Source organism: Amycolatopsis sp. NPDC051045 (genome assembly GCF_040682955.1).
In the GTDB taxonomy this organism is placed as follows: Bacteria; Actinomycetota; Actinomycetes; order Mycobacteriales; family Pseudonocardiaceae; genus Amycolatopsis.
On sequence record NZ_JBFBCC010000005.1, the window covers coordinates 261611 to 283975 of the forward strand.

23 protein-coding genes and 1 riboswitch are annotated in these 22365 nt (G+C 71.4%); of the genes, 13 read left to right on the top strand and 10 right to left on the bottom strand.

Annotation, left to right across the window (positions count from 1 at the left end; translation table 11 throughout):
* Window positions 1-79 precede the first annotated feature (79 nt).
* From nadD to AB0M80_RS14985, 7 genes are all read left to right on the top strand, one after another.
* On the top strand, window positions 80-673 hold the full coding sequence (gene nadD / locus AB0M80_RS14955; protein WP_364564098.1) for a nicotinate-nucleotide adenylyltransferase: 594 nt from the start codon (window positions 80-82) through the stop codon (window positions 671-673).
* Between the two features lie 60 nt (window positions 674-733).
* Window positions 734-1129 (top strand): ribosome silencing factor, encoded by a 396-nt coding sequence (gene rsfS, locus AB0M80_RS14960; protein ID WP_086848852.1) that lies wholly within the window; start codon window positions 734-736, stop codon window positions 1127-1129.
* Complete coding sequence (locus AB0M80_RS14965) at window positions 1126-1740, top strand: histidine phosphatase family protein (RefSeq protein ID WP_364564101.1); 615 nt, start codon at window positions 1126-1128, stop codon at window positions 1738-1740. The genes rsfS and AB0M80_RS14965 overlap by 4 nt, the downstream gene beginning before the upstream one ends.
* A gap of 3 nt (window positions 1741-1743) precedes the next feature.
* Window positions 1744-2472, top strand: coding sequence for a diglucosylglycerate octanoyltransferase (gene octT / locus AB0M80_RS14970; protein WP_364564103.1), 729 nt, complete (start codon window positions 1744-1746; stop codon window positions 2470-2472).
* 4 nt (window positions 2473-2476) lie between these two features.
* Window positions 2477-3334, top strand: coding sequence for a DegV family protein (locus tag AB0M80_RS14975; RefSeq protein ID WP_364564106.1), 858 nt, complete (start codon window positions 2477-2479; stop codon window positions 3332-3334).
* A gap of 150 nt (window positions 3335-3484) precedes the next feature.
* Window positions 3485-4210, top strand: coding sequence for a ComEA family DNA-binding protein (locus AB0M80_RS14980; protein ID WP_364564109.1), 726 nt, complete (start codon window positions 3485-3487; stop codon window positions 4208-4210).
* A gap of 82 nt (window positions 4211-4292) precedes the next feature.
* On the top strand, window positions 4293-6665 hold the full coding sequence (locus tag AB0M80_RS14985; RefSeq protein WP_364564112.1) for a ComEC/Rec2 family competence protein: 2373 nt from the start codon (window positions 4293-4295) through the stop codon (window positions 6663-6665).
* Between the two features lie 38 nt (window positions 6666-6703).
* On the opposite strand, the gene thrC is transcribed toward AB0M80_RS14985, so the two are convergent.
* Window positions 6704-7969 carry a threonine synthase gene (gene thrC, locus AB0M80_RS14990; RefSeq protein ID WP_364564115.1) on the bottom strand — a complete coding sequence of 422 codons (1266 nt, stop codon included), beginning with the start codon at window positions 7967-7969 and terminating at the stop codon, window positions 6704-6706.
* A gap of 13 nt (window positions 7970-7982) precedes the next feature.
* A riboswitch (SAM riboswitch) is annotated at window positions 7983-8116 on the bottom strand.
* Between the two features lie 148 nt (window positions 8117-8264).
* Here thrC and holA point away from each other — a divergent pair.
* A complete protein-coding gene (gene holA, locus AB0M80_RS14995; RefSeq protein WP_364564117.1) occupies window positions 8265-9245 on the top strand; it encodes a DNA polymerase III subunit delta in 981 nt (326 codons plus the stop codon).
* A 253-nt stretch (window positions 9246-9498) separates the two neighbouring features.
* Here the strand turns inward: holA and rpsT are convergent, their stop codons facing one another.
* Window positions 9499-9759 carry a 30S ribosomal protein S20 gene (rpsT, locus tag AB0M80_RS15000; RefSeq protein WP_155545692.1) on the bottom strand — a complete coding sequence of 87 codons (261 nt, stop codon included), beginning with the start codon at window positions 9757-9759 and terminating at the stop codon, window positions 9499-9501.
* Between the two features lie 221 nt (window positions 9760-9980).
* Between rpsT and AB0M80_RS15005 the strand changes: the two genes are divergently transcribed.
* Window positions 9981-10847 carry a DMT family transporter gene (locus AB0M80_RS15005; RefSeq protein WP_364564121.1) on the top strand — a complete coding sequence of 289 codons (867 nt, stop codon included), beginning with the start codon at window positions 9981-9983 and terminating at the stop codon, window positions 10845-10847.
* A gap of 23 nt (window positions 10848-10870) precedes the next feature.
* Complete coding sequence (locus AB0M80_RS15010; RefSeq protein ID WP_364564124.1) at window positions 10871-11245, top strand: VOC family protein; 375 nt, start codon at window positions 10871-10873, stop codon at window positions 11243-11245.
* Here AB0M80_RS15010 and AB0M80_RS15015 read toward each other — a convergent pair.
* A complete protein-coding gene (locus tag AB0M80_RS15015) occupies window positions 11242-11862 on the bottom strand; it encodes a class I SAM-dependent methyltransferase (RefSeq protein WP_364564127.1) in 621 nt (206 codons plus the stop codon). The two genes, AB0M80_RS15010 and AB0M80_RS15015, sit on opposite strands and share 4 nt — an antisense overlap.
* A gap of 115 nt (window positions 11863-11977) precedes the next feature.
* Here AB0M80_RS15015 and lepA point away from each other — a divergent pair, with 115 nt between their 5' ends.
* Window positions 11978-13828 carry a translation elongation factor 4 gene (gene lepA / locus AB0M80_RS15020; protein WP_364564130.1) on the top strand — a complete coding sequence of 617 codons (1851 nt, stop codon included), beginning with the start codon at window positions 11978-11980 and terminating at the stop codon, window positions 13826-13828.
* A gap of 132 nt (window positions 13829-13960) precedes the next feature.
* The gene (locus AB0M80_RS15025) at window positions 13961-14530 is read left to right on the top strand and encodes a Uma2 family endonuclease (protein ID WP_364564133.1); all 570 of its coding nucleotides are present in this window, start codon (window positions 13961-13963) and stop codon (window positions 14528-14530) included.
* Window positions 14531-14543: 13 nt separating this feature from the next.
* On the opposite strand, the gene AB0M80_RS15030 is transcribed toward AB0M80_RS15025, so the two are convergent.
* From AB0M80_RS15030 to AB0M80_RS15055, 6 genes are all read right to left on the bottom strand, one after another.
* Complete coding sequence (locus AB0M80_RS15030; protein WP_364564135.1) at window positions 14544-15125, bottom strand: hypothetical protein; 582 nt, start codon at window positions 15123-15125, stop codon at window positions 14544-14546.
* 26 nt (window positions 15126-15151) lie between these two features.
* A complete protein-coding gene (locus tag AB0M80_RS15035; RefSeq protein WP_364564138.1) occupies window positions 15152-15598 on the bottom strand; it encodes a pyridoxamine 5'-phosphate oxidase family protein in 447 nt (148 codons plus the stop codon).
* A gap of 40 nt (window positions 15599-15638) precedes the next feature.
* Window positions 15639-16004: an HIT domain-containing protein gene (locus tag AB0M80_RS15040; protein ID WP_364564141.1), complete on the bottom strand. Its 366-nt coding sequence runs from the start codon at window positions 16002-16004 to the stop codon at window positions 15639-15641.
* Between the two features lie 60 nt (window positions 16005-16064).
* The gene (locus tag AB0M80_RS15045) at window positions 16065-16769 is read right to left on the bottom strand and encodes a glycerophosphodiester phosphodiesterase family protein (protein ID WP_364564143.1); all 705 of its coding nucleotides are present in this window, start codon (window positions 16767-16769) and stop codon (window positions 16065-16067) included.
* A gap of 10 nt (window positions 16770-16779) precedes the next feature.
* The gene (locus tag AB0M80_RS15050) at window positions 16780-17748 is read right to left on the bottom strand and encodes a hypothetical protein (protein ID WP_364564146.1); all 969 of its coding nucleotides are present in this window, start codon (window positions 17746-17748) and stop codon (window positions 16780-16782) included.
* A gap of 153 nt (window positions 17749-17901) precedes the next feature.
* Entirely contained in the window at window positions 17902-19665 is a 1764-nt protein-coding gene (locus tag AB0M80_RS15055) for a family 20 glycosylhydrolase (protein WP_364564149.1), read from the bottom strand.
* A gap of 129 nt (window positions 19666-19794) precedes the next feature.
* Here AB0M80_RS15055 and AB0M80_RS15060 point away from each other — a divergent pair, with 129 nt between their 5' ends.
* Entirely contained in the window at window positions 19795-20844 is a 1050-nt protein-coding gene (locus tag AB0M80_RS15060) for a nitronate monooxygenase (RefSeq protein ID WP_364564152.1), read from the top strand.
* On the opposite strand, the gene AB0M80_RS15065 is transcribed toward AB0M80_RS15060, so the two are convergent.
* A complete protein-coding gene (locus AB0M80_RS15065) occupies window positions 20841-22286 on the bottom strand; it encodes an amino acid permease (protein WP_364564155.1) in 1446 nt (481 codons plus the stop codon). The two genes, AB0M80_RS15060 and AB0M80_RS15065, sit on opposite strands and share 4 nt — an antisense overlap.
* Between the last annotated feature and the right edge of the window lie 79 nt (window positions 22287-22365).

Genomic DNA, 22365 nt, shown 5'->3' on the forward strand with positions numbered 1-22365 from the left:
AATCACACTTCTGCCCGGTCGGGCGAGGTGGCGCACAGCACCCGGCTTCGCGGTGCGCGGCTGTATAGGCTCTCCGGTCATGTCACCACGGCGGATCGGGGTCATGGGCGGCACCTTCGACCCCGTGCACCACGGCCACCTCGTCGCGGCCAGCGAGGTCCAGTCCCGGTTCGGGCTCGACGAAGTGATCTTCGTCCCCACCGGGCAGCCGTGGCAGAAGACCGACCGCGAGGTGACCAGGGCCGAGGACCGCTACCTCATGACGGTGATCGCGACCGCGTCCAACCCGGTCTTCTCCGTCAGCCGCGTGGACATCGACCGCGCCGGCCAGACCTACACCGTCGACACCCTGCGCGATCTGCACGCCGAGCACCCCGAAGACGAGCTGTTCTTCATCACCGGCGCCGACGCGCTCGAGCAGATCCTGACCTGGCACAAGGCCGACGAGCTGTTCGACTTCGCGCACTTCATCGGCGTCACGCGGCCCGGCTACCGGCTCAACTCGCACCACCTGCCCAGCGGCAAGGTGAGCCTCGTCGAGGTCACCGCGATGGCCATTTCGTCCACCGGCTGCCGCGATCGGGTCGAGCGCGGGGAGCCGGTTTGGTACCTCGTCCCCGACGGCGTCGTCCGCTACATCGCCAAGAAAGACCTGTACCGGAAGAGCGACTGAACCGCCGCCGGTCCCTGCGGGTACCCTTCTCGGGCAAACCCGATCTGAAAAAGGAGCACCGTGGCAGCCACGTCCGAGGCTCGAGAGCTGGCCGTAGCGGCCGCCCACGCGGCGGCGGACAAGAAGGCCAGCGACGTCGTCGTGCTGGACGTGTCCGAACAGCTCGTCATCACCGACGCCTTCGTCATCGCCTCCGCGTCCAACGAGCGCCTGGTCGGCGCGATCGTCGACAACGTCGAGGAAAAACTGCGGGAGAACGGCCACAAGCCGGTCCGCCGCGAAGGCGCCCGCGAAGGGCGCTGGGTACTGCTCGACTACGTCGACGTCGTCGTGCACGTCCAGCACGTCGAAGAGCGCACGTTCTACGGCCTCGAGCGGCTGTGGAAGGACTGCCCTCGCATCGAGGTGGCCGGACTCGAGGAGCCACCCGCCGACGAGGACCCGGACGTCCCGTGAGCCCGCGGCGGCTGGTGCTCTGGCGTCACGGCGAGACGGACTACAACGCCGCCGGACGGATGCAGGGTCACCTCGACTCGGCGCTGACCCCGCGCGGCTGGAACCAGGCCCGGTTCGCGGTGCCCGCGCTGGCCCGCTTCTCCCCGGACCTCGTCATCGCCTCCGACCTGCGCCGGGCCACCGACACCGCCACCGTGCTCACCGACGCCATCGGCGTCCCGCTGCGCATCGACAAGCGGCTGCGCGAGACGCACCTGGGCGAGTGGCAGGGACTCACCGGTGAGCAGGTCGACCAGGCCTACCCCGGTGAGCGCGACCGCTGGCGCACCGACGCGACCTGGGCGCCGCCGGGCGGCGAGAGCCGCGTCGACGTCGCCGACCGCGCGAGCGAAGTGGTCACCGACCTGCAGCAGGCCAACTCCGCTGCGGGCGAGACCGTGCTGCTGGCCGCGCACGGCGGGCTGATCATCGCGCTCACCGCGCGGCTGCTGAACCTGCCGGTCGAGGACTGGCCGTCGCTCGGCGGGATCTCGAACTGCCACTGGGTCGAGCTGGGCCGCCGCGACGGGAAGTGGCGGCTGCACGCCTACAACGCGGGGATGCACGGCTAGCCGATGGGCCCGCGCCTGCTGGTGTTCGGCGATTCGCTGAGCTTTCACGGTCCGGAGGGACCCTGCGCCGCGGACGAGCCGCGGCTGTGGCCCAATGTGGCCGCTGCCGCGTTGGGCGGCACCGCCGACCTGGTCGCCGGGATCGGCTGGAACGCCCGGGACGCCTGGTGGTCGCTGACCGGCGACCCGCGCGTCTGGGCCGATCTGCACCACGTCGACGCGGTCGTGTTCGCGATCGGCAGCATGGACACGCTGCCCTCGCCGTTGCCGACCTACTTGCGCACCGGGCTGCGGTACCTGCGGCCCGACCCGGTGCGGCGCGTGGTGCGCAAGGCGTACCTCGCCGCGCAGCCGCGGCTGGCGGTGGCGTTGCGCGGCCGTCCCGCGGTGCTGCCGGCCAAGCTCACCGTGCAGTACCTCGACACCGCCGTGGGTGCGCTGCGCGTCCTGCGGCCCGAGCTGCCGATCTTCGGCATGCTGCCGTCGGTGCACCGGGCCGCGGCCTACGGGAACGTGCACACCGCGCGTCCCGCCGCGGCGGCCGCGATGGCGGCGTGGAGTACGCGGGTGGGGGTTCCGTTGCTGGACCTCGAAGCCGTGGTCGGCGAGCACGTCCTGAACGGTGAAGGCAACCCGGACGGCATGCATTGGGGCTGGCAGGGGCACGCCGCGGTGGGCGAGGCGATGTCCGTGTTGATGGCGCCGGAGCTGACCCCCGGCCACGTAGGCTGACGGCGTGTCGGTCGCCGTAGTCACGGATTCCACCGCCCACCTGCCGGAGGGCTTCGCCGAACGGCACGCGGTCCGGGTGGTGCCGCTGCACGTGCTGGTCGACGGCGTGGTTTCCCTCGACGGCGTCGAGACCGGACCGGCGGCGGTCGCCGAAGCGATGAAGCAGCGCAAGATCGTCACGACGTCGCGGCCGACCCCGACCGAGTTCGTGAAGGAGTACCGGGCGGCGTTCGCCGACGGCGCGGACGCGATCGTGTCGGTGCACCTCTCGCGCGAGCTGTCGGGTACCTGGGAAGCGGCGGTGCTCGCGGCGCAGGAAGTGGGGCCGGACCGGGTCCGCGTCGTCGACTCGCGGACCACGGCGATGGGACTCGGGTTCGCCGCGCTGCACGCCGCTTCCGCTGCCTCCGCCGGGGCTGGGGCGGCCGAGGTCGAAGCCGCCGCGGTGACGGCGGCCGGCTGCTCGTCGACGTTGTTCGTCGTGGAAACCCTGGAGCACCTGCGCCGCGGTGGCCGGATCGGCCCGGCGGCGGCGCTGCTCGGGACCGCGCTGGCGGTGAAGCCGGTGCTGCACATGTTCGACGGCCGGATCCTGCCGCTGGAGAAGGTCCGCACCATGAACCGGGCGATCGCGCGGCTGGTCGAGCTGGCCGCCCAGGCGGCGGCCGAGGACGACGTCGAACTGGCCGTCCACCACCTCGCCTCGCCGGAACGGGCGGTCGAGCTGGCGAACCGGCTCGAAGAGGCCGTGCCGCGCTCGGCGGGCTGCGTGGTTTCCGAGCTGGGCGCGGTGATCGGGGCGCACACCGGCCCCGGGGTGCTGGGCGTGGTCGTCCAGCGCACGGTCCCGTCCCGGAGCTAGCGCGCCGAACCTTCCAGCATGCCACCCGGGTACGACGGAAACGGCGGTTCCCGGGCCCGGCCCCGGTGATCCGTCCACAACACCCCGGTTGTCCACAGGACGCGGCGGCACCCCTGTCGGACCCTCCCCGCGGGCCCTAACGTCGATCGTGTGTTCGAGCAGTCCGCCCGGGATCCGGGCCCTCCCGTCAACGACCGGCTCGCCTGGCTGGCCGACCAGCTCTCGCCCGATGCGAGCACGGTCGGGCCCGGCGGCCGGCTGATCCGGCGCTGGTTGCCGGGCGGACCGGCCGGTGCCGGCCGCCGCCGGTGGGCACTGGCCGGCGTCCTCGCGGCGGTCGTGGTGATCGTCCTCGGCTCGGTCGCGCTCGTCGGTGGCCGTCCGGCGCCCGAGCCACCGCCCGCGCTGCCCAGCGCGCAGCCCGGCGAAAAACGGGCGGCGGAGGCACGTGCCGCGCCACAGGCCGGTCTCGTCGTCAGTGTGATCGGTCGTGTCCGGTCGCCGGGCCTGGTCACCGTGCCCCAGGGCGCCCGGGTAGCGGACGTGCTGCGAGCGGCCGGCGGCGCCGAGCCGGGCGCGGATCTCGGTGCGCTGAACCTCGCCCGCAAGGTGGCCGACGGAGAGCAGCTCGCGGTCGGCATCCCGGCGCCCGCCACGGATCCCGGCGCCCCGGCGGGCGGTGGGAAGGTCGATCTCAACACGGCGACCGTGGACCAGCTGGACACGCTGCCCGGCGTCGGCGAGGTGATGGCCAAGCGGATCGTCCAGTGGCGCACCGACCACGGCGGTTTCTCGAAGGTCGAGCAGCTGCGGGACGTCGATGGCATCGGCGAGAGCAAGTTCGCCCGGTTGCGGGAGCAGGTGACGGCCGGGTGAGCGCCTTTTTCGTGGCCGGTGTCCGGCTGGGTGTTGTCGGCGGGAGCGGGTTCGCCCGGTTGCGGGAGCAGGTGACGGCCGGATGAGTACCTTCCCCATCACCGATACCCGGCAGGACATGCGGCTGGTCCCGGCGGCATCGGCGTGCTGGCTGGCGGCGTTGGCCGGCCTGCTGCTCGGCTGGTGGACGGCGGTCGCCGCCGGTCTTGCCTCGGCGGTGCTCGCCGGGCTGGTGCTCTGGCGGGCCCGCGGCCGTCCCCGGGTCCGCGGCGCGGCGGCGGCGCTGCTGGTGCTGGGTCTGCTCGCCGCCGGTCCGGTCGCCTGGCGCATCCGCGACGCGCAGCGTGACGAGCTTCGCACCTTCGCAGCCGAAGGGCTGCCGGCGGCGTTGCGGGTCGTCATCGCCGAACGCCCGAAGCCCGTGCGCAGCGCGGGGTACGCCGACCGGCAGGCCGGTGCACGCTCGGTGGTGCTGGTGGCCGATGTGCGCACGGCGGCGGTCGACGGGCGGCCGGTCCCGTCGGCCGGCCGCGTCCTACTTCTGGCGCCGGTGGCGCCGTGGGCCTCGCTGCTGCCGGGCCAGGAGGTGACCGCGACGGGCCTGCTGATGCCGCCGCGTGGGTCGGACCTGACCGTGGCGGTGCTTTCGGTGCGCGGCCCGCCGGGGGAGCCCGGCCCGGCGCCGTGGTGGCAGCGGACGGCGGCCGAACTGCGCGCGGGCCTGCACGACCTGTGTCAGGCCTTGCCGGACGAACCGGCGGGCCTGCTCCCGGGGCTGGTGCTGGGCGACACAAGTGCGTTGTCCCCGCGCGTCGAGCAGGAGTTCGTCACCGCGGGCCTTGCGCACCTCACCGCGGTCAGCGGCGGAAACCTCGCGGTGGTCTGCGGGGCGGTGCTGCTCCTGCTGCGCCTGCTCCGGCTCGGGCCCCGGCTGTCGGCCGCGGCGGCCGGGACGTGCCTGGCCGGGTTCCTCGTCCTGGTCGGCCCGGAGCCGAGCGTGCTGCGCGCGGGGGTGATGGCGGCCGTGGCGTTGCTGGCCCTGGCGCTGGGACGGCGGGGTTCAGCGCTGCCGGCGCTGGCCTTCGCGGTGTGCGTGCTGGTAGTGGCGGATCCGGCGATGGCCACGGACTTCGGGTTCGTGCTGTCGGTGTGCGCCACCGCCGGGCTGGTCCTGCTCGCGCCCCGCTGGGCCGGGGCGCTGGTCCGCCGGGGGATCCCACTGGGCTTCGCGGAAGGGCTGGCGATCCCGTTGGCGGCCTTCCTGGTGACGGCGCCGGTGCTCGCGGGCATGGCGGGCTCGGTGAGCCTGGTCTCGGTGCTGACCAACGTCCTCGCCGCGCCCGTGGTGGCCCCGGCGACGGTGCTCGGCGTGCTGGCGACGGTCACCGGCCCGTGGTGGCCGGGCGCCGGGAAAGTTCTGGTGCACCTGGCCGACCCGGAGGCCCGGTGGCTGATCACGGTGGCCCGGCACGGCGCGCGGGCCCCGGGCGCGGTCGTCGCCTGGCCCGGTGGGTGGGCCGGCGGGCTCCTCGCCGCCGCGGTCCTGGGTGTGCTGGTGCCGGCGGCCCGGCACCGGCGCGTGCGGGTGCTGATGGCGGTACTCGTCGTCGGAGCGCTGCTGGTGTTCGTGCCGGTCCGGGTGCTGGCGCCGGCGTGGCCGCCGCGGAACTGGGCGATGGTCGAGTGCGACGTCGGTCAGGGTGACGCGGTCGTGTTGGCGACCGCCGAGCCGGGGCGGGCGGTCGTGGTGGACGCCGGACCCGAGCCGGGGCCGGTCGACGAGTGCCTGCACCGGCTGGCCGTCGACCGGATCCCGCTGCTGGTGCTGAGCCACCTGCACGCCGACCACATCGGCGGCCTCGCATCGGTCTTCGACGGCCGTGCGGTCGGCGCGATCGCGGTCGGCCCGGGGCGGTCACCGGAGTGGGCCTGGCGCCAGGTCGCCGCGGAGGCCGCCCGGCAGGCGGTGCCGCTGGTGGAGCTGAACCCGGGCGAACGGCTGGACTGGCCCGGCCTGGCGCTCGACGTGCTGGGTCCGCGGTACGTACCGGCCCGGTCGGCCGGGCAGCAGGACGGCACCACGATCAACAACAGCTCGGTGGTGCTGCGCGCGGAAACCCCGGTGGGCCGGGTCCTGCTGACTGGTGACGTCGAACTGGCCGCGCAGGCGGACCTGCTGGCCGAGGTCGGAGATCTGAAAGCGGAGGTGTTGAAGGTGCCGCACCACGGCTCGCGGTACTCGCTGCCGTCGTTCCTCGCGGCGGTGGCCCCACGGGTGGCGTTGGTCAGCGTGGGCGCGGGCAACACGTACGGGCACCCGAACAAGTCCACAATGGACACCCTGGCTGCGCTCGGTGCGCTCGTCACCCGTACCGACCTGGACGGCGACACGGCGGTGGTCACCGGAACGGCGATCGCCCGCCGCGGCGAGCCACGTGGGCCGCCACGCCGCTGAGCAACGGGGGCGGGCGGAGCGCCCGCCCCCGCGGGAGCTCAGTAGCCGAGTGCCTCGTTCACGGCCGCGGCCGACGGCGGCAGGGTCGCCTTGGGGCCCACGTGGTTCTCGATCGCGTCGAGGGTCTTGAGGCCGTCACCGGTGATCAGCAGGACCGTCTCGGCGTCCGGGTCCAGCTTGCCCGTCTCGACGAGCTTCTTCGCCGTGGCGACGGTGACCCCGCCCGCCGTCTCGGTGAAGATGCCTTCGGTGCGGGCGAGCAGGCGGATGCCCTCGACGACCTCTTCGTCGGACACGTCCTCGATCGCGCCGCCGGTGCGGTTGACGATGTCGAGCACGTACGGGCCGTCGGCCGGGTTGCCGATCGCCAGCGAGCGGGCAATGGTGTCCGGCTTCACCGGCTGGACCACGTCCAGGCCGGCGCGGAACGCGGCCGACACCGGGGAGCAGCCGGTGGCCTGCGCGCCGAACACCTTGTACGGGCTGGCGTCCACGAGACCGAGCTGACCCAGCTCGCGGAAACCCTTGTCCACCTTGGTCAGCTGCGAACCGGAGGCGATCGGCACGACGATCTGCGGCGGGATGCGCCAGCCGAGCTGCTCGGCGACCTCGAAGGCCAGCGTCTTCGAGCCCTCCGAGTAGTACGGCCGGACGTTCACGTTGACGAACGCCCACTTCGGGTGCTCGCCGGCGAGCTCGGTGGCCAGGCGGTTGACGTCGTCGTAGTTGCCGTCGATGGCGATGAGGTCGCCGTCGTACACCGCGGTGGTGAGGATCTTGGCGCGCTCGAGGGTCTTCGGGATCAGCACGACCGACCGCCAGCCGGCGCGGGCCGCGGCGGCGGCCGTCGCGTTGGCCAGGTTGCCGGTCGACGGACACGCGAGCACCTCGAACCCGAACTCGCGGGCCGCGGCCAGCGCGACGGCGACGACGCGGTCCTTGAAGGAGTGCGTCGGGTTGCCGGTGTCGTCCTTGACCCACACGCGCTTGAGGCCGAGTTCCTTGGCGAGGCGGTCGGCGCGGACCAGCCGGGTCGCGCCCGGCTCGGTGTTCGGGATCTCTTCGACGTTGGACGGAACCGGAAGGAGCTTCTTGTAGCGCCAGATGTTCTTGGGGCCGGCCTCGATGTCCTCACGGCGGACGCGGCCGAAGTCGTAGGCGACCTCGAGCGGCGAGAAGTCTTCGGCGGAGACGAATTCCGGGGCGAGCGGCTGCCGGTGGCCCTCTTCCTTCGACACCAGTTCGACGGCGGGACCGAGATCCGGGGTCTTCGTGGTGGAGGTCGTGCCGAGGGTTGCGGTCATCGCGAGGTTCCTTTCCTCATCTGCCCCGCCGAAGCGGGCCGGAATTGGCACCGTGGTCGTCAGCTATCCCGCGATCGCGGAATGACGGGCTGTACGCCGGTTGCCGGGGCTTCGTCGGGCCGTTCCCTCTGCCCCTCTGGATGAGCGGTATTCAGTTGTCGGTGCGCGCCCATCGGATCGCCCCGGGGCGTGCTGCCTCGGCTACACCGTACGACATCCCGCTCGCGCCGTGCCACGGTGGCCGCTCGACATCACCGGAGCGGGCGCACGGAAGCGCAAGTGAGAAGATTCCCGGGTGACCGCGCAAGCCACCGCCCCGGCCCCGCTGCAGCTGGTGCTGGGGGAGGAAGAACTGCTGATCGAGCGGGCCGTCCGCGAGACGCTCGCCGCCGCCCGCGCGATGGACTCGACCGCGGAGCTTTCCCGGGTGCGGGTGTCCGATCTCACAGCTCCCGAGCTGGCCGAACTGGTCAGCCCCTCGCTGTTCAGCGAAGGCCGGGTGATCGTCCTGGAGTCGGCGCAGGACATCTCGCAGGAGCTGGCCGACGCCGTGGCGGCCTACCTGAAGGACCCGGCGGACGGGGTCGTGCTCGTCGTCGTGCACACCGGCGGCGGGCGCAGCAAGGCGGGCAAATCGCTCCCGGCGGCGCTGAAGAAGGCCGGCGCCGAGGTCACCGAGTGCCCGAAGCTGACGAAGCCGGCCGAGCGGGAGCAGTTCGTGCGCCACGAGGTGCGCCGGGTGGGCGGCAAGATCGACCCGGCCGGGGTGGCCGCGCTCCTCGACGCCGTGGGCTCCGACCTGCGGGAACTGTCTTCGGCGGCGACGCAGCTGGTGGCGGACACCGGCGGGTCCGTCGACGCGGAGGCGGTCCGCCGCTACCACCGCGGGCGCGCCGACGTGACCGGGTTCGCGGTCGCGGAAAAGGCGGTCAGCGGCGACCGCGCGGCGGCGCTGGAGTCGCTGCGGTGGGCGATGCAGCTCGGTGTTCCGCACGTCCTGGTCGCCGACGCGCTGGCCGACGCGGTCCGCACGATCGCCCGGGTCTCCGGCGCCGGCCGGGGCAACCCGAACCAGATGGCCGGCGAGCTCGGCATGCCGCCGTGGAAGATCCGCAAGGCGCAGGGGCAGTCCCGCGGCTGGAACCCCGACGGCCTGGCCACGGCCATGCGCGTGGTCGCGCGGCTGAACGCCGAGGTCAAGGGCGTGGCGGCGGACCCGGGCTACGCGCTGGAGCGAGCGGTCCTGCAGGTGGCCGCCGCCAAGGGCGACCGCTGACGGCCGGGGCGCCACTGTCAACGGGGCGCCACTGGCAAGGCGACCACTGACCTGTGCTGGGTCGACGCACCGTGAACCCCGGCAGCTGAGCTCCGGAGAGGCCCCGCACAGCGCGCACGCCGCGCCGGCCGCCGTCGCCTCAGCCGCAGCGTGCGCCTGGTGTGGCCGCAGCTCTCAGCCGCACCTCTTCAGCCGCATCCGCGCATGAAGAAAGCCCCGGCCGAAGCCGGGGCTTTCCCAGAAATCAACCAGCTCAGAGCGCGTTGACGCGCTTCGCCAGCGCCGACTTCTTGTTGGCGGCCTGGTTGGCGTGGATGACGCCCTTCGAGACGGCCTTGTCCAGCTTCTGGGCGGCGTCGCGCTGCAGCTCGACGGCCTTGGCCTTGTCGCCGGACTCGGCGGCTTCGCGAACCTTGCGGATCGCGGTCTTCACCGAGGACCGGATCGCCTGGTTGCGCTGACGCGCCTTCTCGTTCGTCGTGATGCGCTTGATCTGCGACTTGATGTTGGCCATGAGGCAACTCCTGTGTTCACTCGGTGAGATTCGCCGCCGCGCTCGAACCGGCCCCGTTCGTGAGAACGGGCTTCCTCCATAGCGGAATGCCGCACGGCAACGAGCGCCCACTCTAACAGCCGGGCCGTCGGCGTCCGGAGCCGGGATCCGATCACCAGGAGTACCGTGGACGGCGATAGGGCCCAGGGTTCCCGCGCCCGTGGAAACCCGTAAGGGGTGCCATGAACGCCACCGCACTGTCCCTGGTCCTCGTCGCCGCCGTCGTGCACGCCGCGTGGAACCTGGCGGCCAAACGGGTCTCCTCCGGCGGCACCCAGTTCGTCTGGCTCTACTACACCGCTGCCGCCGTCGTGCTGCTGCCGGTCACGATCGTGCTGCTCGTCGTCGAAGACGATCGTCCACAGTGGAGCTGGCTGCTCGCCGCCGGGGTGACCGCGGTCCTGCACATCGCCTACGGCGTCGTGCTGCAGCGCGGCTACCGCGTCGGCGACCTCTCCGTCGTCTACCCGGTGGCGCGCGGCACCGGCCCGCTGCTGTCGGTGCTGGCCGCTGTCCTGGTCCTCGGGGAGCGGCCCGGCCCGCTGGGCCTGCTCGGCGCGTTCCTGGTCATCGCCGGGGTGCTGGTGATCAGCACCGGCCGGCGGGGAGGCGAAGGCACGCACGCCGTCGAAGCCGGTATCCGCTACGGCCTCCTGACCGGGGCCGTCATCGCCGGCTACACGCTCTGGGACGCGCATGCGGTGACCGGTCTCGGTGTGCCGCCGGTCGTCTACTTCGGGCTCGGCTCGGTCCTGCAGAGCGTGCTGCTCGTGCCCGGCGCACTGGCCGATCGCGCCGAGGTGGCGCGGATCTGGCGCGAGCAGCGTCGCGAGGTCCTCCTCGTCGCGGTGCTGTCGCCGATCGCCTACATCCTCGTGCTCTTCGCCCTCACCATGGCGCCGGTCAGCCTGGTCGCGCCGGCCCGGGAGCTGAGCATCGTGCTCGGCGGCCTCGCCGCGTGGCTGGTGCTGGGCGAGGGCGACGCCGCGCGGCGGCTCGCCGGGTCGGTGATCGTGCTGTCCGGCATCGCCGCGATTGCGGCCGCCTGAGCCCGTCGGGTAGGGATGGTCGGATGGAGATCCTGAAGAGCCGGTTGCTGATCCACCCGCGGGACGTCGCCGCGTCCACGGCGTTCTACCGCGACACCCTCGGCCTGGCCGTGGAGCGGGAGTTCCCCGGCGGCACCGTGTTCTTCCTCGGCCACGGCTCCCTGGAGGTCTCCGGCCGGGGTGAGGCGGGCTCGTCGCCCGATCTGGTGCTCTGGCTGCAGGTGCGGGACCTCGCCGGCGCCCTGACCGACCTGAAGGGCAAGGGCCTGGAGCCGGTGCGCGACGCCCGGCGTGAGCCGTGGGGCCTCGACGAGGCCTGGATCGCCGATCCGGACGGCACGCGCATCGTGCTGGTCGAGGTGCCCGAGGGTCACCCGATCCGCACGGACACCCGCTAGGCGGGCTTGACGGCACGCAGCTGCGCGGCGAGCGCGGCGAAGCCGGGGGGCTCCCAGGTCCAGGTCTGCAGATCGGCGAAGCCCGCGGCGGCGGCTTCGTCGGCCAGGACGTGCCTGCTCACGGGCAGCCACTTCTCGTGCGCGGACAGCAGTAACCGGCCGCCGGGGCGCAGCACCCGGAACAGCTCGGCGAACCCGGCCGCGCGGTCTTCCCACAGCATGACGTTGTTCACGGTCAGGACGACGTCGACGGACTCGCCGGGCTCGCCGGTGTGCGCCGCCGAGCCCTCGCGCAGTTCGGCCCGGTCGCCGCAGCGCTCGTGGCAGAACGCGAGCATCTCGGGGGAGGGGTCGACGCCGATGGCGCGCCCGGCCAGGCGGGCGGCGGCCTCCAGGCCGACGCCGGGGCCGGGCCCGACGACCAGGACGGTCTCGTCCGGCTCGATCTTCGCCAGGTCGACGACGCGGTGTTCGGTGGCGGCGTTGCCCCGGGCCATGACCCAGCCGCCGAGGCGGCCGAGCGCGCCGGACGGGTGACCGAACGTCCGGTCGAGGACGCGGGCGAACCCGCTGGTCTCCGGCGGGGGAGGGGGTGCCGGCTGGTGCGGTGTGCTCATACTTCGAGGGCACCACGGATCGCGAAACCCCGCATCGGGGATGACCCCCACCCGCACCCGGAGGGCCATGGGACCATAGAGGTGGCCATCCCCGACTTTCCGAGGACTCATTCGAGTGACAGCGCTCAACAAGTTCGCCGACACCACCTTCACGCCTCCGGAGCTCATCCGGAACTTCTGCATCATCGCGCACATCGACCACGGCAAGTCGACCCTGGCCGATCGCATGTTGCAGCTCACCGGCGTCGTGGAAGGGCGGGCCATGCGCGCTCAGTACCTCGACCGGATGGACATCGAGCGCGAGCGCGGGATCACCATCAAGGCCCAGAACGTGCGCCTGCCCTGGCAGGTCGACGGGCAGGACCACGTCCTGCACATGATCGACACGCCCGGCCACGTCGACTTCACCTACGAGGTCTCGCGGGCCCTGGAGGCGTGCGAAGGCGCGATCCTGCTGGTCGACGCGGCGCAGGGGATCGAGGCCCAGACGCTGGCCAACCTCTACCTCGCCCTGGAGAACAACCTCCAGATCATCCCGGTGCTCAACAAGATCGACCTGCCCTCGGCCGACCCCGACAAGTACGCGGGTGAGCTGGCCCACATCATCGGCTGCGAGCCGGACGACGTGCTGCGGGTCTCGGCCAAGACCGGCGTGGGCGTCGGCGCGCTGCTCGACGAGGTCGTGAAGATGGTCCCGGCGCCGCAGGGCGACGCCGACGCGCCCGCCCGCGCGATGATCTTCGACTCGGTCTACGACACCTACCGCGGCGTCGTCACCTACATCCGCGTCGTCGACGGCAAGATCACGCCGCGCGAAAAGATCAAGATGATGTCGACCGGCGCCACGCACGAGCTCCTCGAGGTCGGGATCATCTCGCCGGAGCCCAAGGCCAGCAAGGGCCTCGGCGTCGGCGAGGTCGGCTACCTGATCACCGGCGTGAAGGACGTCCGGCAGTCGAAGGTGGGCGACACCGTGACGTCGGAGCGCAACGGCGCCAAGGAGGCGCTGGCCGGCTACCGCGAGCCGAAGCCGATGGTCTACTCCGGGCTGTACCCGGTGGACGGTTCCGACTACCCCGAGCTGCGGGAGGCGCTGGACAAGCTCCAGCTGAACGACGCGGCACTGGACTACGAGCCGGAGACGTCCGTGGCGCTGGGCTTCGGCTTCCGCTGCGGCTTCCTCGGCCTGCTGCACCTGGAGATCACGCGCGACCGGCTCGAGCGTGAGTTCGGCCTCGACCTGATCTCCACCGCGCCGAACGTCGTCTACGACGTGGTGCTGGACGACGGCAAGGAGATCCACGTCACCAACCCGTCGGACTGGCCGACCGGGAACAAGATCGACAAGGTGCTGGAGCCGGTGAGCAAGGTCAGCATCCTGGCGCCGTCGGAGTTCATCGGCACGATCATGGAGCTGTGCCAGAACAAGCGCGGCCAGCTGCTCGGCATGGACTACCTGTCCGAGGACCGGGTCGAGCTCCGGTACAACCTGCCGCTGGGCGAGATCATCTTCGACTTCTTCGACACGCTGAAGTCGCGTACGCGCGGGTATGCGTCCCTGGACTACGAAGAGGCCGGTACCCAGGCGGCGGACCTCGTCAAGGTGGACATCCTGCTGCAGGGCGAGGGCGTCGACGCGTTCTCCGCGATCGTGCACAAGGAAGACGCCTACAACTACGGCAACCGCATGGTGAACCGGCTTCGCGAGCTGATCCCGCGGCAGAACTTCGAGGTGCCCATCCAGGCGGCCATCGGCGCCCGGATCATCGCCCGCGAAACGATTCGCGCGATCCGCAAGGACGTTCTGGCCAAGTGTTACGGCGGTGACATCTCGCGAAAGCGGAAGCTGCTGGAGAAGCAGAAGGAAGGCAAGAAGCGGATGAAGACCGTCGGCCGGGTCGAGGTCCCGCAGGAGGCTTTCGTCGCCGCCCTGTCCACTGAGGACTCCGGAAAGAACAAGAAGTAACTGTTCCATTGATGTGACAGCGGCGCCCATATTCACGCCTGCGCGTGAATATGGGCGCCGAACCCGTGTTCGATGTGGTTTTTGTCGGTGCTCTCTGGTTTCCTCTGGTGCGAAGAGCGAAAGGAGAGCACCATGGCGGTCATGGCTGACATCGAGCACCCCCCCGATTCGGGCCCCCTGACGGTGCACGACCTCGAGGGGATCCCGTTTGATGGCCGACGTCACGAACTCATCGACGGGGTGCTCATCGTGAGCCCCGCGCCGGGAAGAAGGCATCAGAAGATCGTGATAAGGCTCGCGAGAGTCCTCGAGGACGTGTGTCCGGCGGAGTACGACGTACTCGTCGCGCCGTTCGCGGTGCACCACGGTGACAAGATCGAGCTTCAGCCGGACGTCCTGGTCGGCCGGGACGAGGATTTCACGGACAAGGATCTTCCGGCGCCTCCGGTGCTGGCCGTCGAAGTGCTGTCGCCCAGCACGGCGATCCACGACCTCAACACCAAGAAGGCGGTCTACGAACGGCTCGGAACCGGCAGCTACTGGGTGATCGACCCGGAGGGGCCCGCACTGACGCTGTTCGAGCTGGATGAAGACGGCCACTACCAGCAGGTGGCCAAGGCGGCGGGCGACGAAGTCCTCGAGGTCGAGCGGCCGTTCCCGGTGCGGGTCGTGCCACGGGAGCTGCTGGGGCGGCTCGGCTGAGCCCGGGCGCTCGTCAGCGGTGCCGGAGGCGGGGTGTGCCGCGCAGCTGGGCGTGCAGTTGCCGGTGGCGCAGTTCCTTGCGAAGCCGGTCGAGCACCGCGTCGAACAGGGCCGGGGTGAGGATCGCCGTCTGCTCGAACTGCCTCCGCTGGGGCGGTGCCGGTTCGAGCTTGCTTCGCGGCGCGTAGCGCTGCACCGAGCTCTCGACACCTCCGCCGGTGACCAGGTCGACCCAGAGAGCGTCGCGCAGGTAGCCGTCGCCGAAGCGGGCCGAACGGCGGACGGTGACCTCCGCGATCTCCGGCCAGGGGACCAGGCGCGTGCTGAGGGTGCCCGCGGGCAGGCGGATGCCTTCGTCGCCGACGGTGAGGTCGCGCAGGCCCTCGAACCCGCGTTTGAGCTCGCGGGCGCGGGACACGCGGAAGGCCACGACGGCGGCGAGCACAGTCGTCGCGTAGGCGCCGCCGATCAGCCACGGCGAAAGGCTGCGCACCAGCCCGGCGGCGAGCGCCGCACCGAACCCGGCGTCGGCGACGACGAGCACGCCGAGCAGGACCTTGACCGGCGTGGTGACGCGGAACGAGGACTCGGACAACGGGACGACTCCTGGGGCCGGCGGGGTCAGGGATTGCCGATTATCCGGTCCGCCCGGACGAACACCGCGACCCGCCGCTCTTCGGCCATGACGCGGTCGTACTCGGCCCAGTCGTCGTGGGTGCCGGTGGCGGCGATGAAGACGTCACGCAGCAGTTGCGGTAGGCCGGCGGGGTCGAAGGCGGGGTCGGGGTCGTCAGGGCCGACGAGGTGGGTGGCCCCGGTGACGGAGAGCCAGTTCCAGCCGCGCCGGAAGGTCACGGTGGCGTGTCCGGCCCGCCGCAGCAGGGCGAGCTTGTGCGCCTTGCCGACGGCGACGTACGCCACGCCCGGGGCCCCGGTGACCGGGTCGTCGATGACGCCGGCGTTGACGACGGAGGCGTGCACGGTGCCGTCCGCGCGCGTGGTGGCCACGGTGGCGAGGCCGTGCTCCTGCAGCGACAGCGTCCGAACCTGCTCCAGATCAGCGCTCATGCCTCAACTTAACCTGCCGGACCGGTGGGGCGTCCGGAATTCACCGCGCGAAGTGCACCGATAACCGTCCGCACAGACCGGCCACATCCTCGCGCGGCGCGCCGGGCCAGTCGACGTCCATCCATCCGAGTCCGGCGGGAGTGTCCCGATGCCGCACGAAGACGTGCTGGTGGAAGTGCGCGACCGACCGCCCGGCGATGGCCGAATGCACGGACTCCGGATCGAGTTCGGCCCGCAACGCGCGGGCCCCCGACCAGGCCGCTCGGGCGACGCCCAGCGCTTCGGCTTCGGTGAGTTCGTCGAGGCTCGCGACATGCCGGCGTGTCTCGACGAAGAGGTACCCGGGAAAGCGCCCGGGCCGATGGCTGACGACGACGAGCTCATCGGACCAGACGATCGGCCCCACCAGCGGCCCGGTGCCGCGGTGCTTGGCACAGACGGGACACGGCTCCGGCACGGCTCGAGGCTACCGCCGAGGGTCCCGGTGCTGGGGGTGGGCTGAGCGCGGAACCCGTTCCGGGTGGTCGGTGATGATGCCGTCGACGCCGAGCCTGATGGCGCGGGCGATTTCGCGCGGGTCGTTCACCGTCCAGGCGTAGACCGGGATCGCTGCTTCCCGGAGCGCGGTGACCTGGTCCTGACGGATGGATTCGAACCCGAGTCCCACGCTGCGGGCGCCGGCTTCCCGCGCCATCCGGACTGCGTCGATCGGTGCGCCTTCGACCAGGGCGATCGTTTCCACGCCCGGGTGCTCGGCGGCGGCGTCGCGGACCACGTCGTGGTGGAACGACGCGATGGCGCACTGGTCGTCCGGGAGGCTTTCCGCGACGGTCTTGAGCACTGCTTCGACGGTCCCGGGTACCAGGATCTCGGTCATCAGCCGGACTTCGGTCCCGCGCAGGAGTTCGCACACCTCGGCCAGTAGCGGGATCGGTTCGCCGCCGACCCGGACCCGCGCGCGGAGCTCGTCGTGGTCGAAGTCCCAGAGATAACCCGTGCCGTCCGTGACGCGGTCGAGGAGCTTGTCGTGGAACACGACGAGGTGGCCGTCGTGCGTGGGCTGGACGTCGATTTCCACCAGGTCCACGCCGAGCTCGATGGCCTTTTCCACTGACACCAGAGTGTTTTCCGGCGCGTGCCCGGCGGCTCCGCGATGCCCGATGACCAGCATTCCCGTCCTTTCAGGAGGCGCACAGCTTCGTGCCGTGCTTCCAGTGGTGTTCGAACCACGAGCGGTACACCCGGAAGAGGTGGGCGGTCATGGGGTCGGCGTGCTTCCGGTCGAGGTACAGGTAGCCGAACTCGCCGCCGTGGAGCTTGCCCTGGGCGAACTCGGTGAACCCGAGGTACAGGTGCCGGTCGTCGACCAGGAAGCCGTGGAGCACCGGAGGCAGGTCGTAGGACCGGATTTCGATGGCGATGTTGCTGCGTTGCAGGAACGCGGCATTCTCCGCGATCTGGTTGCCGATCTTCTCCACGACCGCGGCCGCGGTGCCGGTGTGGATCGAACTGCCGCCGTCGACGATCGGCTGGATCAGCTCGGACTGCCCGTTGATCAGCATTCCGTGGTACTGGAGATTCTGCAGATTCCTCTGGAAGATCAGCCGGTAGAGCAAAAAGGCCTGCACCACTTCGAGGTCCAGGCCGAGGTTCAGCACTTCCGTCCGCTCCGCGGGCGCGACGTCCGCCGCGATCAGCCGTTGGATGTGGTCGAGGACGTCCTGCACGCCCGCGAGGACGGTGAAGCCCAGCCTCGGGTCCGAAGTGGGTCCGGAGCGGCCGCGCACCAGTTCGTCGACCACCGCCTTTGCGGAGGCGTGCCCGACGATCAGGCCGACCAATGGCGTGTTACCGGCCTCGACCGCGGCCTGCAGCGGAGTGCGGCCGTTCACCCGGGCGTCGGGGCGAACGCCCGCTCGAAGGAGCAGCCGGACCGCTTTGTGGTCGTCGTCGGCGATGCACCGGGCCAGCGACGCGTCGGACACCTCGACCCCGAGCCGGCGCAGCCCGGAGCGGGCTCGGGCCCGCTTCGAAAAGATCCAGAAGACGAGACCGCTGATGCCCACAAGGGCGGTGATCGCGGCGCCGAGGAGGTCGGTCCAGCTTCCCGCGTCGAGCGCCGACGTGCTCGAGAGGGCCTGGAACAGCACGCGCAGATCCTCCCTGAGCCGGGTCGACAGCGGTTCAGCGTAGCAGGACCGGCCCGTTTTCCGGGCTCATTCGCGAATGGCGCTAGCCCATTACCGGAGGATTTCCGGTTCGGGTGGCGGCCGGGCCCGCAACAGCGGGCCCGGCCCGTCACCTCAACAAGCGCCGTTGTCCTTCCACACACCCCATTGGCCCGTGGTTCCCGGTTCTTCTCCCTGCGTCCACCACTGTGCCGTCCACTTGTGGCCGTTGTGGGACACCACGTTCCCGCCCGTGTACACCTGCGAAGCGCTCCACGCCGGATCCGTGCACGTGCCCGGGTTCGTCGTCCCGCCGGTGTCCCACGCGATCTGTGACGACCGGTAGAAATTGAGGGACTGGGCGACCCAGCGCGGGGCCTGCGCTCCCAAGCGGGCCCGGAAGGCCGTCCAGTCGTGGGTCGACCACGGGGACCAGCCCAGTTCCGCGTGCGCCGCCAACCGGGGGAACGCCAGGTACTCGATGTCGGCCGGCGTGACCACCGTTTCCGTCCACAGTGGCGATTCCACCCCGCGGACCGCCGATTCGCCCACGCCCGACAGGTACGAGCCCGGGTTCCAGTTGTACGCGTCCTGGACCTCGATGTACCCCGCCCACGACAGGCCGATCGGGGTCGAGCTGTTGTACTTCATGTCCAGGTACGCCTTGTTCGCCGGCGACAGGATCACCTTGCTGCCCCGCGAAACCGCCGCCGACACTCCCGCGTCCGACGTGGAAGTGCCCCAGAACTGCGGAGTCGCCGAAGCCGGCAACGCCGCCTTCGCGATGTCGTGCCAGCCCACCACGGATTTGCCCGTCGCCGCCACCAGGGGGAGGACCTTGTTCATGAACGTCACGTAGTCCGCCTGCGAAGTCGCCGAAGCCTCGTCGCCGCCGATGTGCAGGTACGGGCCCGGGGTCAGGGCCGCCAGTTCGCGGAGGACGTCCGCGACGAACGTGTACGTGATGTCCTTCGAAATGCACAGCGAGCTGTAGCCGACCGCCGTGTCCGTGCGCAGCGCCGGGGCCACTCCGGTGCAGTTCAGCTCCGCGTACGACGCCAGCGCCGCGTTCACGTGACCCGGCATGTCGATCTCCGGGATGACCGTGATGTGGCGCGAAGCCGCGTAGTTCACGATGTCCGTGTACTGCGCCTTCGTGTAGTAGCCGCCCGCGCCGCCGCCGACCTGGGTGCTGCCGCCGTACGTCGTCAGGCGGGGCCAGCTGTCGATCTGGATGCGCCAGCCCTGGTCGTCCGCCAAGTGCAGGTGCAGATGGTTGATCTTGTACTGGGCCAGCTGATCGAGGTACCGCTTGACCGTCGACACCGGGTGGAAGTGCCGCGCGACGTCGAGCATCGCGCCGCGGTAGGCGAACCGCGGGTAGTCCACGATCGTCGCCCCCGGGACGCTCCACGGGCCCGGCTGGGCGGCGGGGCTTTCCACCCGGCCCGGCAGTAGCTGCCGCAGCGTCTGAACGCCCGCGAAGAGCCCGTCCGCGGTGGACGCCCGCACGGTGACCGAAGACGCCGTCGACACGAGCTGGTAACCCTGCGCGCCGACCGAAGCGGGCGCACCGCCGAGCAGCAACGCGATGCTGTCCGGCGGCACGGACGCCGACGCGTCGGACACCGGCAGCGCGAAGCCGGTCGACGGCCGCAGGACGCCGGCGAGGTAGTCGCCGACCTGCTTGGCCGGTGCGGAACCGGCCTCGGTGACGATCTTCGTCGTCGAGACCAGCGGGAACGCGACCCCGGCCGCCGGGGTCACCGAGACCGGCACCGGCACGATCGACTGCAACGCCGGCGTGGCCGCCGTGGCCGGCGTGAGCTGAATGCCGGCGCCGATCAGGGCCAGCACGGCGAGTGCGCGGCCGAGCCGCCGCGCGAAGGGAGTCTTCACCGGGGGACCTCCTGGCGGGAAGGGCGCGACATCGCCGTCGCACCTGCCCGGATCGTCGCACTTTCCCCCGCTTTGGTCTAGACCAGCTTGGGTAGTCCTCACCCGGGAGCCGGGACTACGCTCGGTGGCATGTTCGACGAGCTGACGTTCCCGGTCGTCGCCGCGCCGATGGCCGGCGGTCCCACCACCCCGGAGCTGGTCGCCGCGGTGACCGAGGCCGGCGGCTTCGGGTTCCTGTCCGCGGGCATGCTCACGCCCGCGGCCCTGACGGCGCAGATCGACCGCACCGCCGAGCTCACCGGGCGGCCGTTCGGCGTCAACCTCTTCGTCCCGCAGCCGGACACCGGCGCCGACATCTCCGCGCACCGCGAGCGGCTCGAGGCGTTCGCCCGCGAGTACGACGTCGAGCTCGGCGAGCCCAAATGGGACGACGACGCGTACCCCGCGAAGCTGGACGTCGTGGTCGAGAAGCGCGTCCCCGTGGTGTCGTTCACCTTCGGTCCGCCCTCGCCGTCGGACGTCCTCAGGCTCCACGACGCCGGCAGCAAGGTCATCATCACCGTGACCACCCCGGAGGCCGCGCACCGGGCCGCCGACCTCGGCGCCGACGCGCTCGTCCTGCAAGGTTTCGAGGCGGGCGGGCACCGGAGCCTGTTCACCGACGACCCGCGCCTGCCCGGCGGCGGTGCGGAATACGGTGTGCTCGCGCTGCTGCGGCTCGTCGCCGCCCGCGTCGACCTGCCGCTGATCGCCGCCGGCGGGCTGGTGCACGGCGCCGACGTCGCGGCCGTGCTCGCCGCCGGCGCCGCGGCCGCCCAGCTGGGCACCGTGTTCCTGCGCGCGGACGAAGCCGGGACGTCCGAGGCGCACCGCAAGGCCCTCGCGCTCGCCGAGCGCGAGACGGCGTTCACCCGCGCCTTCAGCGGCCGCCCGGCGCGGGGTCTGGTCAACAAGTTCATGGACGCGCTGTCCGAGGAAGCGCCGGCCGCCTATCCGCAGCTCAACCACCTGGCCGGGCCGGTGCGCAAGGCGTCAGCGAAGGCCGGGGACCCGGAGGGGATCTCGCTGTGGGCGGGCCAGACCTACCCGCTCGCGTATGACGCTTCGGCCGCCGTGATCATCGAGCGGCTGAAGGTCGAGGCGCGCGAAGCCGCCGCGCGCCTCGACCGGATCCGCTAGGCGTCCGAGCCGCCGCGGTTCAGCACCGAGTGCCGCCGGCTGTAGAGGAAGTAGACGATCAGGCCGAGGACGAACCAGACGGCGAACCGCAGCCAGGTCGCCGGCTGCAGGAACGTGATCAGCCAGATCGAGAACACCACGCCGATCGCGGGCACCACCGGCATGCCCGGCGTCTTGAACGTCCGCGGCAGGTCCGGCTGCTTGTACCGCAGCACGATCACCGCGATGCAGACGACGACGAACGCGAGCAGGATGCCGATGTTCGTCAGCTCGGCGGCCTCCCCGATCGGCAGCACCCCGGCGATGATCGCGGACGCGGCCCCGAGGATCCACGTCATCCGGCTCGGCACCTGCCGCGTCGGGTGGGTCTTGCCCAGCCACGGCGGCAGCAGCCCGTCGCGGCTCATCGAGTAGCCGATGCGGGTGGCGCCCATCAGGAACGTGAACAGCACGGTGAGGATGCCGACGATCGCGCCGATCGCGATCACCGTGGCCAGCCCGTCGAGCCCGACCGACTTGAACGCCGTCGAGAACCCGCTCTTCGGGTCGATCTCGGTGTACTTCTGCATGCCGGTCAGCACCAGGCAGGCCAGCACGTACAGCACCATCGAGATGGCCAGCGAGTAGAGGATCGCCTTCGGCATGTGCCGCTGCGCGTCCTTCGACTCCTCGGCCGCCGTCGACATCGCGTCGTAGCCGAAAACGGCGAAGAACACCGTGGCGGCGCCGGTCACCGCGCCGCCGAAGCCCGCGGGCGCGAACGGCGTGTAGTTGCCGGTCTTGACGTAGAAGAAGCCGACCAGGATGACCACCAGCACGATCAGGACCTTGATCCCGACCATCGCCGTCTCGAACCGGGCGGCGCTGCGGATGCCGCGGTTGAGCAGGAACGCGATCAGCAGGCACAGCAGCGCGGCGAACAGGTCGACCTTGTGGCCCGGCCCGGTGCCGGGCGCGCCGAGCATCCAGGCGGGCAGGTCGAGGCCGAGCTGGCCGAGCAGGAAGCTGAAGTAGCCCGAGATGCCGATCGCCACCACCGACACGATCGCGGTGTACTCCAGCAGCAGGTCCCAGCCGATGAACCAGCCGACGACCTCGCCGAGCACCGCGTAGCCGTAGGTGTAGGCCGAGCCGGCCTTCGGGATCAGGCCGGCGAACTCGGCGTAGGAGAACGCCGCCGCGGCGCTGGCGACGCCGGCGATGAGGAACGAGATCAGCACGGCCGGGCCGACGCCGGGGATGCCCGCCGCGTCGTCGCCGTGCGCGACGCTGCCGGCGAGGGCGAAGATCCCGGCGCCGATGATGCCGCCGACGCCGATGGCGGTCAGCTGCCACGGCCCCAGTGTGCGGTTCAGGCCGCCTTCGGCCTTGTCCTGGATCTGTTCGATCGGCTTGCGCCGGAAGATGCCGGAGCTCGAGCCCAGGCCTCCTGGAGCGGACATCATCGTCTCCCGAACGGTCGGTGGAGAGCCCGGATCACGGACCCAACGGGGCAACCTACCGCCAACCGCGCGTGAAGTC

What these genes read in the sequence shown, in the direction of transcription:
- nadD (WP_364564098.1), top strand. Translation starts at nt 80, where the DNA reads ATGTCACCACGGCGGATCGGGGTCATGGGCGGCACCTTCGACCCCGTG.
- octT (WP_364564103.1), top strand. Translation starts at nt 1,744, where the DNA reads ATGGGCCCGCGCCTGCTGGTGTTCGGCGATTCGCTGAGCTTTCACGGT.
- AB0M80_RS14985 (WP_364564112.1), top strand. Translation starts at nt 4,293, where the DNA reads ATGAGTACCTTCCCCATCACCGATACCCGGCAGGACATGCGGCTGGTC.
- thrC (WP_364564115.1), bottom strand. Translation starts at nt 7,969, where the DNA reads ATGACCGCAACCCTCGGCACGACCTCCACCACGAAGACCCCGGATCTC.
- rpsT (WP_155545692.1), bottom strand. Translation starts at nt 9,759, where the DNA reads ATGGCCAACATCAAGTCGCAGATCAAGCGCATCACGACGAACGAGAAG.
- AB0M80_RS15005 (WP_364564121.1), top strand. Translation starts at nt 9,981, where the DNA reads ATGAACGCCACCGCACTGTCCCTGGTCCTCGTCGCCGCCGTCGTGCAC.
- AB0M80_RS15010 (WP_364564124.1), top strand. Translation starts at nt 10,871, where the DNA reads ATGGAGATCCTGAAGAGCCGGTTGCTGATCCACCCGCGGGACGTCGCC.
- AB0M80_RS15015 (WP_364564127.1), bottom strand. Translation starts at nt 11,862, where the DNA reads ATGAGCACACCGCACCAGCCGGCACCCCCTCCCCCGCCGGAGACCAGC.
- AB0M80_RS15025 (WP_364564133.1), top strand. Translation starts at nt 13,961, where the DNA reads ATGGCGGTCATGGCTGACATCGAGCACCCCCCCGATTCGGGCCCCCTG.
- AB0M80_RS15035 (WP_364564138.1), bottom strand. Translation starts at nt 15,598, where the DNA reads ATGAGCGCTGATCTGGAGCAGGTTCGGACGCTGTCGCTGCAGGAGCAC.
- AB0M80_RS15045 (WP_364564143.1), bottom strand. Translation starts at nt 16,769, where the DNA reads ATGCTGGTCATCGGGCATCGCGGAGCCGCCGGGCACGCGCCGGAAAAC.
- AB0M80_RS15060 (WP_364564152.1), top strand. Translation starts at nt 19,795, where the DNA reads ATGTTCGACGAGCTGACGTTCCCGGTCGTCGCCGCGCCGATGGCCGGC.
- AB0M80_RS15065 (WP_364564155.1), bottom strand. Translation starts at nt 22,286, where the DNA reads ATGTCCGCTCCAGGAGGCCTGGGCTCGAGCTCCGGCATCTTCCGGCGC.